This is a genomic window from Aureibaculum algae, from assembly GCF_006065315.1.
Classification (GTDB): domain Bacteria; phylum Bacteroidota; class Bacteroidia; order Flavobacteriales; family Flavobacteriaceae; genus Aureibaculum; species Aureibaculum algae.
Genome location: NZ_CP040749.1, coordinates 5017200 through 5036153, shown reverse-complemented (window position 1 = coordinate 5036153; position 18954 = coordinate 5017200). Strand labels below are relative to the sequence as shown.

General features: G+C 31.1%; 16 protein-coding genes and 1 pseudogene. 9 read left to right on the top strand and 8 right to left on the bottom strand.

Translation table 11 applies throughout. The annotated features are described in order from the left end of the window. The first annotated feature begins 105 nt into the window (after window positions 1-105). The 5 genes from FF125_RS21275 to FF125_RS21255 all read left to right on the top strand — a co-directional run bounded on the left by FF125_RS21275 (window position 106) and on the right by FF125_RS21255 (window position 6089). Window positions 106-735 (top strand): carbonic anhydrase family protein, encoded by a 630-nt coding sequence (locus tag FF125_RS21275; RefSeq protein ID WP_138952149.1) that lies wholly within the window; start codon window positions 106-108, stop codon window positions 733-735. A gap of 22 nt (window positions 736-757) precedes the next feature. Further along, on the top strand, window positions 758-2638 hold the full coding sequence (locus tag FF125_RS21270; protein WP_138952147.1) for a SulP family inorganic anion transporter: 1881 nt from the start codon (window positions 758-760) through the stop codon (window positions 2636-2638). Further along, window positions 2635-3261 (top strand): carbonic anhydrase, encoded by a 627-nt coding sequence (locus FF125_RS21265; RefSeq protein WP_117880078.1) that lies wholly within the window; start codon window positions 2635-2637, stop codon window positions 3259-3261. The genes FF125_RS21270 and FF125_RS21265 overlap by 4 nt, the downstream gene beginning before the upstream one ends. 28 nt (window positions 3262-3289) lie before the next feature. After that, the gene (locus FF125_RS21260; protein ID WP_117880077.1) at window positions 3290-3643 is read left to right on the top strand and encodes a hypothetical protein; all 354 of its coding nucleotides are present in this window, start codon (window positions 3290-3292) and stop codon (window positions 3641-3643) included. 82 nt (window positions 3644-3725) lie between these two features. Beyond that, window positions 3726-6089, top strand: a complete 2364-nt coding sequence (locus FF125_RS21255; protein ID WP_138952145.1) for a hypothetical protein — start codon at window positions 3726-3728, stop codon at window positions 6087-6089. Here FF125_RS21255 and dprA read toward each other — a convergent pair. After that, window positions 6082-7185: a DNA-processing protein DprA gene (gene dprA / locus FF125_RS21250; protein ID WP_138952143.1), complete on the bottom strand. Its 1104-nt coding sequence runs from the start codon at window positions 7183-7185 to the stop codon at window positions 6082-6084. The genes FF125_RS21255 and dprA overlap by 8 nt on opposite strands. A 124-nt stretch (window positions 7186-7309) precedes the next feature. Between dprA and FF125_RS22330 the strand changes: the two are divergent. From FF125_RS22330 to FF125_RS21240, 3 genes and pseudogenes are all read left to right on the top strand, one after another. Continuing rightward, window positions 7310-7678, top strand: a pseudogene (locus FF125_RS22330) (HU domain-containing protein); the annotation flags it as partial. Between the two features lie 15 nt (window positions 7679-7693). Continuing rightward, window positions 7694-8245, top strand: a complete 552-nt coding sequence (locus FF125_RS21245; RefSeq protein ID WP_138952142.1) for an SPOR domain-containing protein — start codon at window positions 7694-7696, stop codon at window positions 8243-8245. Between the two features lie 124 nt (window positions 8246-8369). Continuing rightward, window positions 8370-8879, top strand: a complete 510-nt coding sequence (locus FF125_RS21240; protein WP_138952140.1) for an acyl-CoA thioesterase — start codon at window positions 8370-8372, stop codon at window positions 8877-8879. 4 nt (window positions 8880-8883) lie between these two features. Here the strand turns inward: FF125_RS21240 and FF125_RS21235 are convergent, their stop codons facing one another. The 5 genes from FF125_RS21235 to FF125_RS21215 all read right to left on the bottom strand — a co-directional run bounded on the left by FF125_RS21235 (window position 8884) and on the right by FF125_RS21215 (window position 15054). Further along, window positions 8884-10095, bottom strand: coding sequence for a murein hydrolase activator EnvC family protein (locus FF125_RS21235; protein WP_138952138.1), 1212 nt, complete (start codon window positions 10093-10095; stop codon window positions 8884-8886). Between the two features lie 94 nt (window positions 10096-10189). Next, on the bottom strand, window positions 10190-10963 hold the full coding sequence (locus tag FF125_RS21230; RefSeq protein WP_138952136.1) for a DUF4292 domain-containing protein: 774 nt from the start codon (window positions 10961-10963) through the stop codon (window positions 10190-10192). Window position 10964: 1 nt separating this feature from the next. Next, window positions 10965-11963 carry a tetratricopeptide repeat protein gene (locus tag FF125_RS21225; RefSeq protein ID WP_138952134.1) on the bottom strand — a complete coding sequence of 333 codons (999 nt, stop codon included), beginning with the start codon at window positions 11961-11963 and terminating at the stop codon, window positions 10965-10967. 5 nt (window positions 11964-11968) lie between these two features. Then, window positions 11969-12976, bottom strand: coding sequence for a sugar phosphate nucleotidyltransferase (locus FF125_RS21220; RefSeq protein WP_138952133.1), 1008 nt, complete (start codon window positions 12974-12976; stop codon window positions 11969-11971). 47 nt (window positions 12977-13023) lie between these two features. Further along, window positions 13024-15054, bottom strand: a complete 2031-nt coding sequence (locus FF125_RS21215; RefSeq protein WP_138952131.1) for a ComEC/Rec2 family competence protein — start codon at window positions 15052-15054, stop codon at window positions 13024-13026. A gap of 341 nt (window positions 15055-15395) precedes the next feature. On the opposite strand from FF125_RS21215, the gene FF125_RS21210 reads away from it, so the two are divergent. Next, entirely contained in the window at window positions 15396-16733 is a 1338-nt protein-coding gene (locus tag FF125_RS21210) for an MATE family efflux transporter (RefSeq protein ID WP_138952130.1), read from the top strand. Here the strand turns inward: FF125_RS21210 and lpxB are convergent. Both lpxB and FF125_RS21200 read right to left on the bottom strand, forming a co-directional pair. Further along, complete coding sequence (gene lpxB, locus FF125_RS21205; protein ID WP_138952129.1) at window positions 16726-17832, bottom strand: lipid-A-disaccharide synthase; 1107 nt, start codon at window positions 17830-17832, stop codon at window positions 16726-16728. The genes FF125_RS21210 and lpxB overlap by 8 nt on opposite strands. A 166-nt stretch (window positions 17833-17998) precedes the next feature. Beyond that, entirely contained in the window at window positions 17999-18892 is an 894-nt protein-coding gene (locus FF125_RS21200) for a pseudouridine synthase (RefSeq protein WP_138952128.1), read from the bottom strand. Window positions 18893-18954: the final 62 nt, after the last annotated feature.

The following is an 18954-nucleotide window of genomic DNA, read 5'->3' as shown; positions in this document are numbered from 1 at the left end:
AAATCTTATTGAAGATTTATTTTTTATCATGTAACTTATAAACCGTTCTATAATCGGTTTAAGTTAAATCTATTGTAATAAATATTAAACATAAAAAAATTAAGAATGAAAGCACATACAAAAGAAACACAGGCAACAATGACTCCAGATAAGTCATTGCAATATTTAAAAGAAGGAAACCAAAGATTTCAAAACAACCTGAAGGCTAACCGAAACCTTTTAGAACAAGTAAATGATACAAGCGATGGACAATTTCCATTTGCTACGATATTAAGTTGTATAGATTCTAGAGTTTCAGCCGAATTGGTTTTTGACCAAGGGTTAGGCGATATTTTTAGTGTGCGTATAGCAGGTAATATTGTAAACGAAGACATTTTGGGTAGTATGGAATTTGCTTGTAAGTTAGCAGGAACAGAGCTAATTGTAGTTTTAGGACATACAAGTTGTGGTGCGGTAAAAGGTGCATGCGACCATGCAGAAATGGGCAATTTAACTAAATTAGTTCAAAAAATAACACCAGCTGTTAATGCTGTTACAGAGCCAAAAGATGAAAGCTTAAGAAGTTCTAAAAATTTAGAATTTGTAGACGAAGTATCTCATGTGAATGTACAATTAATGATTGATAGAATTCATGCAGAAAGCCCAATACTTACTGAAATGGAAAAAAATGGTGAAATTAAAATTATTGGAGCCATGTATGATGTAAATACAGGCGAAGTAAAATTTGATGAATAATTAATAAACTAAAAAACAAATTATGAAAAAATTATTTTCAAATTTTAGAGGAGATGCATTTGGTGGGATTACTGCCGGAATTGTAGCCTTGCCATTAGCTTTAGCTTTTGGGGTATCTTCAGGCTTAGGTCCAAGTGCGGGTCTATATGGAGCAATTTTTATCAGTTTTTTTGCGGCACTTTTTGGGGGTACGAGTACTCAAATATCGGGTCCAACAGCACCAATGACTGCTGTGAGTATGGTTATAATTGCAGGTTTAGTAGCTGCCTATGATGGAGATGTTAACAAAGCATTACCTGTAATTTTAGCGGTTTTCTTATTGGCGGGCTTAATGCAGATAGGGCTTGGTGTTCTTGGGTTTGGTAAATATATAAAATACATACCTTACCCAGTAGTTTCTGGGTTTATGACAGCCATTGGCGTTATTATTTTAGTGACTCAAATATTACCCGCGGTTGGTTATTACCCGAAGGAAGATGCAGAATATGTAAATCAATTTAAACCTCAAGCAGAGGAGATTATATTAGATAATATTTTAAAAGAAGAAGCAGGAGAAGGAATATTGGTCTTGGAAAATTTTAAAGAGACTATTGTAAGAGCTGAATTAATCACTCCAGCAGATATTGATAAGGAATCTAAAACCCTAGCAGGTAAAGAAGCTTCAGGTGTTCTAGGTACTTTTAAAGTAATTGGTAGAGCCTTGCAAAATATTAATTTTTTAGAATTAATGTTAGCATTAGCGACAATAATTATTATCTATGGATTTAAAAGAATTACTACGAAAATTCCAAGTGCATTAGTGGCCCTTGTGGTTGTATCTGGGGTTGCGGTTGGCTTTGGTTTAGATTATAGACCTATTGAACAAATACCAACAGGGTTACCAATACCAAAGTTTGAAATTTTTACAGAATTTAGCTTGAGTGCACTTACACCCTATATTTTTACAGCTCTTACCCTAGCTTTACTTGGTGCAATAGATTCTTTATTAACGAGTGTTGTTGCTGACAATATGACCAAAACGAAGCATAAACCGAATAAAGAACTAGTAGGTCAAGGTATAGGAAATACCATTGGGGCACTTTTTGGAGGTTTACCAGGAGCGGGAGCAACTATTAGAACAGTTGTAAATATTAATGCAGGAGGTAAAACAAGACTTTCAGGAATGATTGCTGGTGTTATGTTACTTATAATTCTGTTAGTTTTGAGTCCTGTAGCATCACAAATTCCAGCCGCAGTATTGGCAGGGATTTTAATAACTGTAGGTATTGGAGTAATGGATTATAAAGGCCTAAGAGCAATTCCTAGTTTACCAAGAGATGCAAAGATAGCCGGAATTAAAGTGAGTTCTGAAGTAATAATAATGATTGTCGTTTTGTTGCTTTCTACTTTTTGGAATTTGGTTTACGCTGTAGGGATTGGGCTTGTAATTGCTTCGTTAATGTTTATGAAAAAAATTGGCGATTTAACGGCGAAACGTTCAGACGTTAAGTCTTTGTCAAAAGAGAAATATTGGGATGATGAAATGGAAATGCCAGAGATATTAAAAGAAGAGGTGTTTATAAAACATGTTAAAGGTCCATTATTTTTTGGTTCTACTAGCGAATTTCAGAGTTTAGCAAAACAAATACCTGAAACTGCAACTGCCGTTGTTTTCAGAATGGATAGAATGCAATATTTAGATCAATCAGGATTGTATGCTTTGGAAGATGTTTTTGTGGATTTAAAACAACAAGGAAAAGATGTTTTACTGGTTGATGTTTTAGAGCAACCTTATTATTTAATGGAACGTATTGATATAATTCCTGATTTAATCCCAAAAGAGAATATTTTTACTACTTTTAAAGAATGCTTAGTTTGGATAAAAGCCAACGTTAGTGATAATAGTACTAAAAATAATAAATGAATTTAGATAGTATTTTTGATAATAATAAAAAGTGGATTCATAATAAGTTAGCTGTAGATAATGACTACTTTACTAAATTAGGAAGTGGTCAAAACCCGGAGTTATTGTATATAGGATGCTCAGATAGTAGGGTAGCAGCTGAAGATTTAATGGGCTTAGAACCTGGCGATGTTTTTGTACACAGAAACATCGCCAATATGGTTATTAGCATTGATTTAAATGTAATGTCAGTTGTTAATTATGCCGTTGATCATTTAAAAGTAAATCATGTTGTTGTTTGTGGGCATTATGCTTGTGGTGGTGTAAAAGCTGCTATGCAATCGGCAGATTTAGGTATTTTAAACCCTTGGTTGAGAAATATTAGAGATGTATATCGTATTCATAAGGCAGAGTTAGATGGAATAAAAGATGAAGAAAAAAAGTATGATAGGTTAGTTGAATTGAACGTGCAAGAACAATGTGTTAATTTAATTAAAACAGCAGCAGTACAAAAAGCATATAGAGAGAGAGATTTAAAAGTTCATGGTTGGGTTTTTGATATACATACGGGGAAATTGATTGATTTGAAAATTGATTTTGAAAATATCTTAGAACATATAATGGAGATCTATCATTTAGATTAAATTTGCAAGGTTTTTATAAGAAAGAAGAATGTCTAGAGATATAGAATTAAAGGAAAAATGGGAAGTGTTGAAGACTAGAATTTCAATGCAATTTGCCGATGGAGAAGCAGTTGATTTGGATGCTATTATATATCTAATTGGTGTTCAAGAATTAGGTCAAGGGTATCGTAAGTTTAAGAAAGACGATAAAGTAGACTTAATGCATATTGCTATTTGCAGATTATTAGAACCGCTTGGTTATTACGAATTTGATTTTTTCGACGATGATGGCTGGCCACATTTCAAAATTAAAGAGGAATTACCTTTTTTAAAAGCAGGCGAACAATCTGTTTTAATGAAAGAGGCCGTGGTACAGTATTTTGTTGAGAAAGGAGTAATATAAATAAAAAAATATTTTATAAACAATACCTTTATAATTTATATTTTGTCATATATTTGATTTCTTCCTGTCGCAACAAAACATTATGAAAAAATCATTTCTATTACTTCTCGTAGTACTGAATTTGTCATTTACAGTTTTTTCACAAATTAAATCTTCTAAAGAATTAGTTAAAAAGTATAACGCTTATTTTGAACTTGAGCGAGAAACAATTTATACACATTTAAATAAAACGAGCTACTTTATCGGTGAAGAGATTTGGTTTAAGAGCTATATCTATAATGGCAGGTATCAAACACCTTACGTGAGTAGCACAAATATTTATGTTAGTATTTTCAATGAATCTGGTAACTTGATGGAATCAAAACTTCTATATGCAACTATGGGGTTTACTCATGGAAACTTTTTAGTTGACCATAAATTTACTCCAGGAATTTATTACATAAAGACGACAACCAACTGGATGAAAAATTTTACGGAAGATTTGTCCCATGTTCAAATGTTTGAAATTGTTGGTAATGAGCAAGAAGTAACTAAAAAGCTGTCAGATGAAAATAAATATGACTTACAGCTATTACCAGAAGGCGGACATATTGTAGAAAATGTAAGTAACACAATAGGTTTTAAATTGATAAATGAGCAAGGAAACGGTGTTATTATAAAAAAAGGCACTGTATTAGATGAAAAAGAGAATGAAATAACCACTTTTAAAAGTAATCAATTTGGATTAGGAAGGTTTACACTTCATGCTAAAAAGGATACTAAATATAGTATACATGTAGTTCTGGCAAATGAAAAACAAATAACAAAACCAATTGAACCTGCTAAAGGAAAAGGAATATCTCTTAAAGTTAACGCAACAAACGGTGACAATGTTTTGATTGCTCTAGAAACGAATAGCCTTACCTTACCAGATTTAATAGGTAAACAATATGATCTATTAATTCACCGAGATGGTCAGTTAATAAAAGTAAAAGTCGACTTTACGGCTGATAAGTTGAAATATTTAATAAGTTTAAAAAAATCGGAATTATTATCTGGTATTAATATTCTTACATTAGTTAATGAAAATAATGAGCCTATTGCTGAAAGATTGGTGTTTAATACTTTAAAAACACCCATTAAAGAAATTGAAGCTGCAAAAATAGTTTCGAAAGGCGATTCTAGTGTTATTACGCTTAAATCTAATACAACATCAGAAATTAAAGGGAATTTTAGCATTTCAGTTTTACCTGCATCAAACGAAGCATACCAGTATCAATCTACCATAATTGCAATATTTTTATTAGCTCCTTATCTAAAGGGCCATATAGAGAACCCCTATTATTATTTTAGCGACATTAATAGTAAAAAATTATATGATTTAGATTTATTATTATTAAATCAAGGATGGAGTAAGTATAGTTGGGACAATATTTTCAATGATCCACCAAGTGTTAACTATAAATTTGAAACTGGATTTCAATTAAATGGTAGTCTGAATAGCTATAAACACAAAGCAGGTAATACAATCATTTTATCTTCCTCAGAAAATCAAATTCATGAATCTGCCATAATTAAAAATTCGGCTTTTAGCTTTGATAATCTATTTTTAGCAGATAGTACCAGTATTAATTTTAGTTTAAAAAATAAAAACGGAAAGCTAATAAAACCGGTTGTCTATTTTAATATTTATCCTAATGGTATCAAAGATGATTTTCAAAATTTAAGCAGTAATACTAAAAATATATTTAATAATGATCATCACACTGAGGAAAAAGTATATAGTTTTATTTCTAGTGGCAGAACGCTGTTGGATACTGTGGAACTTAAGGCCAGTCCTAAAATTAAGGAAGCAAGAAAAAAGCCATTGATAACAATGTACTCTGCAAAGTATATTGATTTAATGAAATCTGATTTTCAACAACGGCATATAACATCCGTTATTAGAGAGAATGGATTTGATGTTGCCACATCGGCTGATAATGTATGGATTATTAGTAAACGTAATATACCCGGACGTACGAACATTCCTACAATTTTTATAGATAACATACCATTATATGGAAATTTTAAACAATTATTAAACCTTAAAATTTCGGCACTTTCTGACATTTATATAAGTAGAACGCCCAACCCAGGGGAGTCTCCAGCGGGAAGTATAAAAATTTTTACTAGAAATGATCAAGGTATTTTTTCTGTTATAAATAAATATCAAACCATTGACAATTTGTTTGGATTTTCAATGCCTAAAAAATATTATACACCAAATTATAGAAATACAAATTCAGAAGAGTTTTTAAAACTAGGGGCCATACATTGGATACCTAATCTAACCCCTAATGAAACAGGAGAACTCATTTTTAAAATACCAAATTATTCTTCTGAAACTATAAATCTTTATATTGAAGGCATGTCTTATGATGGTAGTTTATGGTCAAAACGTGAAACGATTAATTTAGCTAAATAGCCTCAAAAATTTTACCTGGGAGCGGTTTAATAACCCCTTTCAACTCTAATGTTAATAGTAAAGTAGCAATTTTAAAAATTGGCAAGTTACAGTGTAATGCAATAATGTCTAGTTGTTGTTTACCCTCTTTTAAAAGATAATTATAAACTTGTTTTTCAGTGTCATTCAGTTCAATGAACAATTGTTGCTGAATAGCTTTTTTCTTTTCATCATCCTTTTCCCACCCCAAGATGTAGGCTATATCTTTAGCAGAAGTTAAGGAAGCCGCTTTGTTGGTTTTTATCAACTGGTTGCAACCTCTACTATAAGCATCTGTAATTCTTCCGGGTATGGCAAATACATCTCTGTTGTAAGAATTAGCAATATCAGCCGTAATTAGTGAACCTCCTTTTTCAGCAGATTCGATGACAATTGTGGCCTGCGATAGCCCTGCTACAATTCTATTTCTTTTGACAAAATTCTCTCTATCAGGATTTGTTTTTGACCAAAAATCAGTAATTAAACCTCCATTTTTAAGCATTTGATCAGCTTGTTTTTTATGTAGGGTAGGATAAATTCTATCTAAACCATGGGCTAAAACTCCAACGGTTTGCAACTTGTGTTTTAAGGCTAGTTTATGTGCATGAATATCTACACCATAGGCCAAGCCACTAATAATAACAGGATTGTATTCTTTTAAATTTATTATGAGTTCCTCTAATACAGATTTACCATAACTAGTCATCTGTCTCGTACCTACTATACTAATGGTTTTATAATTGTTAATGTCAATGTTTCCTTTTTTAAAAAAGAACATTGGGGCGTCAAAACAATGTTTAAGGTAATTAGGATAATCATCATCCTGAAAATAGGAGTATTGAATATTGTTATTTTCTATAAACTCAATTTCTTCTGCAGCTCGTTCAAATATAGTTTTGTCCTTTAATGCATATGTAATTGAAGTTCCAACGCCCTGAATTTTTGCTAGACTTTGTTTGTTTTCTGAAAATATAGCTGTTGCACTACCACAATGTGCTATTAATTTTTTAGCCATAACATCACCAACGCCATTGGCATTAATTAGAGCTAACAAATGAAGTAGTTCTTCGTTTTTCAATTTTTTGGTTTTAAAAATTTTAAGATACAAACTTTGTTAATAAAAAAGTGAACCATTGCTAAATTAAACTAAAGTTTTTTTTACATTTGTTGCACTAGACTTTAACCCCTAAAATTTTACTCAACTGAGACTTTGTAATTACATAAGTGATTTATTATATCGTTACGAATGTGTAATTGTTCCGGGGTTTGGTGGTTTTGTAACGAATACAAAATCGGCAATTATCAGTCCGTATTCCAAAACGTTTTATCCTCCTCATAAGCTCATTACTTTTAATAGTCATTTAAAAAATAATGATGGTTTACTAGCAAATTATATTGCAGCGTTAGATCAAGTACCTTATGAGCATGCTTTAAATTTTATAAAATTTGAAGTTGGTCAATGGTATGATATTATTAAGCAATCAGATTTAACATTAGAATCTATAGGTAAATTTTCTTTAGATAATAATGATACTATAATCTTTGAAACTCAAACAGAGATTAATTATTTAACGGAATCATTCGGAATGTCTTCTTTTGTTCTACCTGAAGTAAAAAGAGAAACGTTACTTAAGGAAACTCCACCGATTGTTGCAAGACCAGTTCAGTTAGACGCAAAAAGGAAAAAAGAATCTAATGCGTTTTTAAAATATGCAGCTATATTCGTAATAGGGCTTTCTTTATTAGGATTAGGTGTAAATTCTATTTATCAAAAAAACCTTTCAGAGCAGCAAATTATTGCTAATCAAGAACAGGAGCGTGAAACGCAAACTAAAATTGAAAAAGCAACTTTTATTGTTTCTGAAGCTTTACCTTCATTAAGTGTAGAGGTAACGTTAGATAAAAAACCTTATCATATTATAGCGGGTGCTTTTCGTTATCCAGAAAACGCACAGCGTTTGGTTAATCAATTGATAACAAGCGGTTACAAAGCTAAAATTTTAGGTGTTAACAAATGGGGCCTGACACAAGTTTCTTATGAAAGTTATACCGAAATAAATGACGCTATCAATAGCTTATACAGAATTAGAGAAACGGAAGCCAATGCTGCTGCCTGGTTATTGACTCAAGATTTGTAAAGACCATTCTACACCCTTCCATAAAGCGACGTACTTACTACAATTAATATTTTTTTCATTATACTATTTATTTAGAGTTACCGTTCTATCTTTGCCTACTTAAATAACGATTAACTTTTTTAAAATGAAAATAAAAACTCCAAAAGAATCTTTAACGGTATTAACTGATATGGTACTGCCTGGAGAAACGAATTCTTTACATAACCTTTTTGGTGGTGAGCTTTTAGCAAGAATGGATAGAGCTTGTAGTATTGCCGCACAAAGGCACTCAAATAGAATTGTAGTAACGGCATCTGTAAATCACGTAGCTTTTAATAAAGCCGTACCAGTAGGTAGTGTGTTAATTATAGAATCGAAGGTTTCTAGAGCTTTTAACTCGTCTATGGAAGTTTATGCTGATGTATGGACAGAAGATCGTGAGAGTGGTGAGAAATCAAAGGTGAACGAAGGTATTTACACTTTTGTAGCGGTTGATTTAACTGGCTCTCCTGTAAAAGTACCTGTTATTAAACCTGAAACAGAATTAGAAAAAGAACGTTTTGAAGGAGCTCTACGCAGAAAGCAATTAAGTTTAATTTTGTCTGGTAAAATGAAACCTGAAGAAGCTGATGAGTTAAAGGCTCTTTTTGGTTAAGTCTTTAAAGGATTTTACCAATCCAAGATTCAGGATTTTGAGGGTGTATCTCTTTCATAAAGCTGAATATGAGAACGGTTTTGCCATTTATTGCATCCGTATGAATTGTGCCTATTTCAACGCCAGTATCAACGTTATCACCTAATTTAACCAATACATCATCAAGGTTTTTATATGCAGTAATGTAATTACCATGTTGTATCAGTACCATTTTTTTTCTGCCAGATTGTAATTGAATAGACAAAACTTTTCCCTTAAAAATAGCTCTAGCTTTGGCTCCTTTTTCTGTTGCAATATGAATACCACTTGAGTTAATGGTGATACCTGGCATGGTAGGATGTTTTTGAGTTCCGAATTTTCTGATAATAAGACCTTTTTTTACTGGCCATGGCAACTTACCTTTATTAGCAACTAAATTACTAGCCAATTTTTTATTTTCGGGTGTTAAATGAAAGCCTGAAGATGCTTTTTTTCCAGCTCCTTTATTTGACTTGGCAATGGCAGCAGCAATTATCTTGTCTACTTGTCGGTCTATTTTACGCTCTTCAGCTTGTTTGCTTTTTATTTGAGCAATATATTTTCTTTCTTTTGCCTTTACTTTACCAACCAATCTTACTTGTGAGTTTTTTTCACGGCCAATGCTGTCTTTTTGTTGCGTGTGCATAGCAATAAGCAGTCGTTTTTCGTCTTCTTTATTTCGTAAAGAATCAGTTAAGACACTTAATTTATTTGCAGAAATCTTTATTTGTTCTCCTTGTTGTTTTCTATAAGTAGCATATTGTTTTATATACTGTAAACGTTTATAGGCTTGCGTAAAACTTTCTGAGGATAGTAAAAACAGTAAGCGACTTTGTTTATTTTTACTTTTATAAGAACTCACCACCATGTTGGCGTAATCCTTTTTTAAAACAGATAGATTTTTTTCTAAAGAATTGATTTCCTTTTCATTTTTTGCAATGGCTTCTGACAGCACTTCTGCCTCCTCGTCAATGGTTCTAATTAAGCGAGAACGAACGCTTATTATTTTAGTTAAATCATCAAGTTCAGACAATAAGGTCTCGGCTTCTTTTTTCGATTTAAATAAAAGATTTTGCGTTTCTTTAATTTCTTCTTGTAGTTGTTTTCTCTTTTTTTCTAATTGAGATTTCGATTGCCCCAACGAAGAAATCGTGAAGAATATGGAGATTATAATAAATAAGACAACTCTTAAGTTCATATTACAAAACTATCCTTTTTTAGATAAATAGCATTTTAGATTCTAAAAATATTTCAACAAAGTTATACCAATTTATTTGGACTAAAATATTCTATTATTTCAGTTCTATCTTTTCATAATTTTTTGGTATTTCAAAAGGGAAACTAAGTGATTTATTGAATTCAACGGTTTTATAATCAACATCTATGGTAGAAGTATTTTTTTTGTCTGACGCAATAATGTAAATTTCTCTAGGGAAAAATTCGTTTTCTATAGTTTCATAATTGGCATAATTAATAACCAAGGTATTGTTTTCTTCTTTTTGATTCAGTTGCTGACTATTAATTTTAAAGTTAATAGGGTTTATCAAAAAGAGAATATCAAATAAAGGGTTGCTAATTTTTGGTTTTAACTGATAATTTTTTTCAGAAAAAGAGATGTCAAAAGATTCTTTTTTTAGGTCAAGTAAACTCTGCCCCAATAAAAGATCTTGTACTTTTTGAAAATCTAATTCGGTACCTAAGAAATTACTTAACAACTTAAAATCACCATCAAAATAGGTTCTGTTTATTTTTTCATAAAAGCTAACTCTATTTGGAGTTATTAATACTTTACCTACAGAAAAACCTAATTTTGATAAGCTAATCCAGATGGTTTCATCTTTTTGAAGTCTTAATGAACCTGTTACACTTGGTAAATTACTTTTTCCTTTATATTTAATTTTTAACTTGGCATTGATGGTCTTTTTATCAAAGGAATTGATGTAATGATTCTTGATTACTCTTTTAGATGACAAGGCTGTATTCTCCGATGTATTCGTTATTTTTTTTGATTTACACGCCGAAAATGACAACATAACAATAGCTATAAAAGCAATATTTTTTAACATTTTATGATTTTTTTTGTCTTATTGCTGTTGCTTTATTATAATTCTTAGAAGCTTCAACATTATTTTTTAGTCCTTTATAGCTCAGCCCCATTTGATCATAAAAATCAGCTTCAAGGACAGCATCATCAACTATATAATCTAATCCTTCTTCTAATTTAAGAAGTGCTTGATCATATTTTTTGGTATAATTAAGAGCTTTAGCATTCATTAAATAAACGAAAGGTTGTGCAGGAAAAAGTTCTGTTCCTGTTGCACTTTCTTTTTCTAGCTCTAAATATTTCTCTTTATCATTTAACTTAATCAATAACTGCTTTAACACTCTAAATGATTTTTCAGATTGATAGGTAGCTTTTAATTCAGTTAAAGATTGGTTTTCTATATTTTTGTCATTAGATTCATTGATTGGTGTTGAAACACTGCCGCTTAAAATGGATTCTTTAAAGGGTAGGAGATTTTCGTCTAATGTTCCCTTCTTTTCTAAATCTAACAGAATCTTTTTAGCGTCTTCAATTTGATTATTTTTAATATACAGAATAACTAAATCTAATTCGGAATTGGCATTTCTTTCAGCAATTTTTTTCTGAACTTCTAAAGCTGCTTTAAAGTTATTTTGACGGTTATAAATATCTCTAAGCAAAATTTGCATAAATAAATTATTTACATCTTTTTTTAAAGCACTTTTTACAAAGGCTTCAGCTTCGGTGTATTTTGCGAGTTCAAAGTAATTTTTACCAAACTCAAAATTTAAAGCCTTGTCATCACTTCTTATATCTTGACATTTTTCTAGAGCTATAATAGCTTGATCAAAATTACCGATAGCTTTTTGTTGCAAGGCTTCAAAGAAATACTTTTCAAAGTCTAGATCGCTTTGTTCTTTTTTAAGCTCTTCTACATTTTTTGTTTCTAAAAATACTTGAGCCAATGAATCATTTTGAGTAAATCCTATAAAAGAAAAACTCATCATAATTAAAACCATGATATGCCTAATCCACTTTGTCATTAAACTTAAACCAAATTTGAATAATCGCCTATGCTTATTGAGGTGAAATCACCATTGTATTCAACATTATTACCAATCATTGCATTATCTAAAGTTGCATTCTTAATCGTAGTATTTGTTTGAATTAATGAATTACTAATTGTTGAATTTTCTACTACACTATTTGTGCCAAGTGATACATTCGGGCCAATTTTAGCATTAATTAACTTTACATTATCACCGATATAGCATGGTTCTATAATTTCTGAATTTTCTAAAATTACAGATGTTGATACCAAGTTTTGTCCGGCTTGCTTAGCAAATTGCAAAACTCTACCATTTGTTTCAACGGTGATTGCTTTATTACCACAATCCATCCATTCGTCAACTTGACCAGGTACAAACTTCATACCTTTTTTCTTCATGTTTTCTAATGCATCAGTTAACTGATATTCGCCTTTATCTTTGATGTCATTATCTAACAAATATTGAATTTCGTTTCGTAAAATTTCACCCTTTTTAAAGTAATAGATACCTATAATGGCTAAATCTGAAATAAATGTTTCTGGTTTCTCAACGAAATCAGTAATAACACCATCCTGCATTTTTATAACACCATAAGCACTAGGGTTTTCAACTTGTTTTACCCAAATAGCACCATCTGCATTTTCATCAAGTGTAAAATCAGCTTTAAAAAGCGTATCTGCAAAAGCAACGACACAAGGACCATTTAAAGATTCCTTTGCACATTGTATAGCATGAGCTGTACCTAAGGCTGTTTCTTGAACTGTTACCACACCTTTTGCTCCTAAGTCTTTTGCAATAGCTAATAATTTACTTTCAGTATCCTTTGGAAAAGTAGGACCTATTATAAAAGCAATTTCTTCAACATCTTGTTTCAAAACAGCAGCGATGTCTTCAACCAATCGTTGTACAATGGGTTTTCCGGCTATTAATGTTAAAGGTTTAGGTATTGTTAAAGTGTGAGGTCTTAGGCGAGAACCTATACCTGCCATAGGGACAATAATTTTCATAAGTAACTTTGTTTTTAAAGAAAGCAAATATAGGTATTTGAACTGGTTTAGTATTTTTCCATAAATGCTCCATCTTTAACGGTGTAATGGAAGTGAATATTGTTGGTTTTACTCGTTTTTTGCCATTGTTCTACAAGGTTTTTGTAGTTTGAGGCATCAGCAATTATTGTTTTTGGATTCATTTGATCTATTAATCGGTCTAAATTTAACTTTGGTGAGTTTCGCAACCAAATTATTTCTGGATTGATATTTAAATTTTTGTAAATACTAAAACTGTCAATTACAATTAATCTTTTAGCCCCAAATTGATAGGTGTTTTTTATTAAATTTTCATCGGATTCAAGCTTTGAATTTGTGCCGATTAAATAGTCCTTAATAAGCCCTTTATGGGCTATGCTGTCAAAATTATGTTCAATACTGGTTTTATTACCATTTCTATTTAAAAGAATGGAATACCTCGGTTTATTAAAAATTACAAATTCAGATCCGTGCTGGGTATTGTATTTTTCTAGAATTAAATTCGATTGAAATAGTACAACGGCAATCAAAGCATATTTTAAAAGTGATTTATTCTTAGTTTCAAACCATTTAAAAAAAGTAATAATGACTGCATAACTTAAAATAGTTGATATAATGGTAAAAGAAATATTCTGAAATAAGAAAGACTCTTGTTTTCCTATCCAACCCACAGTTGCATTAAGAATAGAGATTACTTCTTCATATACATTGGCAATGAAATTCGGTAATATATCCAACAGAGCGAGGAGAATTACAAATATGCCAAATCCTAAAATTAGCCCTAAAAAGGGAATAATTATAAGGTTAGCGACAAAAAACAGGCCTGGAAATTGGTGAAAATAATACAAACTCAGAGGCAAAACACCTAATTGAGCGGCTATAGAAACCGTAAACAGTTGCCAAGTGTAATCAATTACTTTATACTTAGGTTTCCATAGATTATATAATTTTGGTTGTACCCAAACTATAAAAAACACTGCTAAATAACTGAGTTGAAAACCAACTTCAAAAAGATAAAAAGGATTAAATAATAACAGAAAGAAAACAGAAATTAATAAGGTTTTGTAAGTATTAATCTCTTTTTTTGTTGCTAATGCTATGGCAACTGCAGTAAACATTGTGACTGCTCTAATAACTGACGCTGATAAACCCGCAATAAATGCAAATGCCCATAAAATGAGCACAACAATGCTTAATTTTATAATCTTGCCCTGTTTTAGTCTTTCTAAAGGTGTAAATAAAAAGTTGAGCAATAATAAGATTATTCCAACATGCAATCCTGAAACAGCTAAAATGTGAATGGCTCCAGCATTTTGGTAATTTTCTATGATTTCTTTTGATATTTCTTGACGTTGCCCTAACAGTAATGCATTAATTATGGCTAACTCATCTCCTTCAAACCCATTATCAAGTAATGAACTATTTATTTTTTTTCTAAAGGAATGTGCTAGTCCTTTTAAAGATGTTTTATTATTATTTAAGGGTATTATGGCACCATCATAAATTGTCATTTGATGATGAACCTGTTGTTTGATCAAATAATTTTTGTAATTAAATTGAAATGGATTTAAAGGTTTATCAATTTCCTTGAAATTTTCAAAAACCATGATTTTATCATCTATGGAAAAATCGTTCTTTATAGAATCTATAAGGATATTAAGTTTTATTTTCCCTACCGATTGAGCACCGTTAATGCTGACAACTTTAGCAATATAGCTGTCGTAATAAGCGTTTGGTTTTAATATGTCCACAATTATTAACTCCGTTTCATTTGAATTATCTGACAAATGGTTGAGATAATTTTTTTCATTTACATTAGGATTTTTAAAGGTAACTGAAGCAAAACCTATGAGGATAAAAACAGCGTAAGTACAGAAAGTAAAATAATGATACTGATTTTCCTTTTTCTTCGAAAGTAAGTAGGTTATTAATAGCAATAGGATGGAAAAAACTAAGAATGCACTTATTAGAAAAAGACTTAATTGAATATAGAATCCTAACACGATACCAATAATTAAAAAAAAGACAAGTTGTGCAGGTATGTATTTTAGTATTTTCAAATATGTATAGTATTAAATAAGTATCAATTTACCATTTATTGTTAAATCTATACCATTTGTTAAGAAAAACAATACTTACGTTTAATTTACTTTAAATTAATCCTTTTCTGACCTATCTTTGAAGTAAGTAACATCCCAAATACTTAAAAATATTGTGAATAGTCAAAGTACTATTTAAAGAAATTAAATTTAGAGTTATTTAATTAAAAGCCTCATCTGCATCTCATGTCATTTGGGGCTTTTCCCATTTTTATAGTCATCTATTTTTCTCTTTTTTTATTCTTTCTTTGTTGATAATTAATTGCCGAACTTTGCATTTTAAAACCGGCTGATTTAGTAGCATGCAATCCAAACCAAAAGTTACCTTTACATATATTAATAAATTAGCACTCCCAGCACTAATAGCAGGTATTGCAGAACCATTGCTTTCTCTAACAGATACTGCAATAGTAGGTAATATTGATGTAAATGCTACAGAGGCATTGGCTGCGGTAGGTATTGCAGGTTCTTTTTTGTCTGCTTTAATCTGGATTTTAGCTCAAACACGTTCGGCTATATCTGCCATAATTTCGCGTTATTTTGGAGCTAATAGATTAGATGAAATACAATCTTTACCAACCCAAATTATTGTAATTAATTTAGCATTAAGTGCTATTCTGTATTTCATATCCATAGCTTTTGTTGAATTTATTTTTAAACTCTATAATGCAGAGGGACTTATTTTGAATTATACAGTTGCTTATTATAAGATTAGAGCTGTTGGGCTACCATTAACGTTATTGGTGTTTTCAATTTTTGGTGTTTTCAGAGGTTTGCAAAATACGTTTTGGCCTATGATAATTAGTATTACGGGCTTACTTTTGAATGTTGGTTTAGACTTTGTTTTGGTATTTGGTATTGAGGGTTTTATTCCAGCAATGCATATTGAAGGTGCCGCATATGCCAGTCTTACTTCTCAAGTTGTAATGGCAGTAATGGCTTTGTATTTGTTCATTAAAAAAACACCGTTCGAATTGAAGTTCCAATGGCCATTTAATACCGAAATAAAACGATTACTACTGTTGAGTTTAAACTTATTTATAAGAGCATTGTCTTTAAATATTGCTATTTATTTTGCCAATTCTTATGCTACTGCTTATGGAAACAATTATATAGCGGCTCAAACAATCGCATTTCAAATATGGTTGTTTTTTGCTTTTTTTATTGATGGGTATGCAAGTGTCGGTAACATTGTTTCGGGTAGGTTATTAGGAGAAAAAGATTATAAAAGTTTATGGAAATTGAGCATTGACCTCAGTAAATATGCAATTGTCATAGCGTTTATTTTGGCGATTATTTGTTTTATATTTTATATACCTATCGGTAAAGCTTTTACACAAGAAACAGAAGTTTTAGATTCCTTTTATGCTATTTTTTGGATTGTTTTATTAATGCAACCCTTAAATGCCATTGCCTTTGTTTTTGACGGATTGTTTAAAGGTTTGGCTGAAGCTGTTACGCTTAGAAATACATTATTGATTGCCACTTTTTTAGGGTTTATACCGGTGTTATTAATTGGTGATTATTTTGATTTAAAGCTATATGCGATATGGATAGCTTTTACCGTTTGGATGTTTTTAAGAACAATTATATTGGTGATTGTTTTTAGGAGGAAGTATTTGGTCAATACTACTATTTAGAGTTATAGATTAACCCTGCAGCTTTATCACTGGCACCTTTACCTCCTAATTTTTTCTCTAATTCAAAATAGTCTAAAAAGAGCTTTTCCCTGTATTTGTTGTCCAATATATTAGTGAGCTCTTTCTCTAATCTTTTCGGATTAAAGTCATGCTGAATAAGTTCAGTGACCACTTCACGATCCATAATTAAATTCACCAATGATATAAATTTTAACGTGATAATTCGTTTGGCTATTTGATAGGATATATTACTCGCTTTATAGCATACTACTTGTGGTACTTTAAACAAAGCAGTTTCTAATGTGGCAGTACCAGACGTCACTAAAGCAGCGTATGAAACGGATAACAAATCATATGTTTTGTTTGATATAAACTTAACATTAGAATCCTTTATAAAAGTTTTGTAAAATTCAAAATCTTGACTTGGTGCACCTGCAATTACAAATTGGTAGTCCTTAAATTTATCAACCATTTTAAGCATTACGGAAAGCATTTTGGTTATTTCTTGCTTACGACTTCCAGGTAAAATTGCTATGATAGGTTTTTCGTTTAGGTTGTATTCTTTGCGAAATGCTTTTTCACTTACTTGAGTTCTGTCTGAAATGGCATCAATCAAAGGATGGCCAACAAAATTTACTGTATAGTTATATTTTTCGTAAAAAGCCTCTTCAAAAGGTAAGATGACCAATAAGTTATCTATATCACGCTTTATGTCCTTTACACGGCTTGCTCTTGACGCCCAAACTTGAGGTGATATATAATAGTTGGTTTTAAAACCTTCTTTTTTTGCCCATTTTGCGATACGCAAATTGAAACCAGAATTATCAACAAAAATAATATGATCTGGTTGGTATTGAGCAATATCTTTTTTGCAGAAAGAAATTAGCCCTAAAATTTTTCGAAGATTGAAGATAACTTCCGAAAAACCCATAAAAGCTCGGTCTTTATAATGCTTAACTAAGGTGCCGCCAACGGATTCCATCAAGTCTCCACCCCAGAACCTAAACTCAGCATTTGCATCTTTTTTCTGCAATGCTTTCATTAGGTTTGAAGCATGTAAATCTCCTGAGGCTTCTCCTACTATGATGTAATATTTCACTTTATATATTTTATTCTAATATTACCGTCTGTTCAAGTGATTTTCAATAGCCCCGAAATGTATGGGGTATCAAGAATTTCGGTTTAGAATCCTTGAAATTAAATTCACTCATCCCGAATCGTCGGGAGACAATTTTTATTATAAAATTAGAACTTGATGACTTATGTTAAATCATCTTCAAATTATTAACTTCTTGCTGTGTTAAGTGCTTCCAATGTCCTCTTGGTAAGTTTTTCTTGGTCATACCAGCAAAAATAACACGGTCTAATTTAGTCACTTTATATCCAAAATGTTCAAATATTTTTCTAACAATTCGGTTTCTTCCAGAGTGTATTTCAATACCGATTTCCGTTTTTGATTCATTTTCTATATAAGAAATTGCATCTACAAAGACCATTTTACCTTCTAGTACAAAGTTTTCAGAAATTTTTTGTAAATCGGTTAATGCTAATTTTTTATCAAGAGAAGCATGGTATAATTTTTTAATATTATGCTTAGGGTGTGTTAGTTTTTTAGCCATTTCACCATCGTTAGTAAAAAGTAATAAGCCAGTAGTATTTCTATCCAACCTTCCTACTGGATAAATGCGTTCTTTTGTAGCTTTGCCAACCAATTCCATTACAGTATGTCTACCACGTTCATCATCCATAGTGGTAATGTAATTCTTTGGTTTATTAAGTAAAACATAGCGTTTTGGTTCTGGATTAATTGATACGTCATCAAAACGAACATCATCTGTCGGTTTTACTTTATAGCCCATTTCGGTAATTACCTTACCGTTAACAGTAGCACTTCCAGCTTTAATGTAGGTATCAGCTTCTCTACGAGAACATATTCCAGAATTGGAAATGTATTTATTCAATCTGATTTCGGTAGGCTCTTCAAGACGTTGTTTTGGAGTGTCTTTTCTGATGTCCTTTCTATATGGGTTTGCTTTACCTTTTGTAAAAGTTTTACCTTTATTAAAAGACTTTCTTACCGTAGTTGATTTCTTTTTTGAATCTGAATTTGGAGAAGACGTTTTGGCTTGTCGTCCTCTCGACGAGTTTTGTTTTGCCATTTTATATATTTTTATGAACTTCTTATAGTTAGAAGTTTGAACGGCAAAATTAATACATTTAG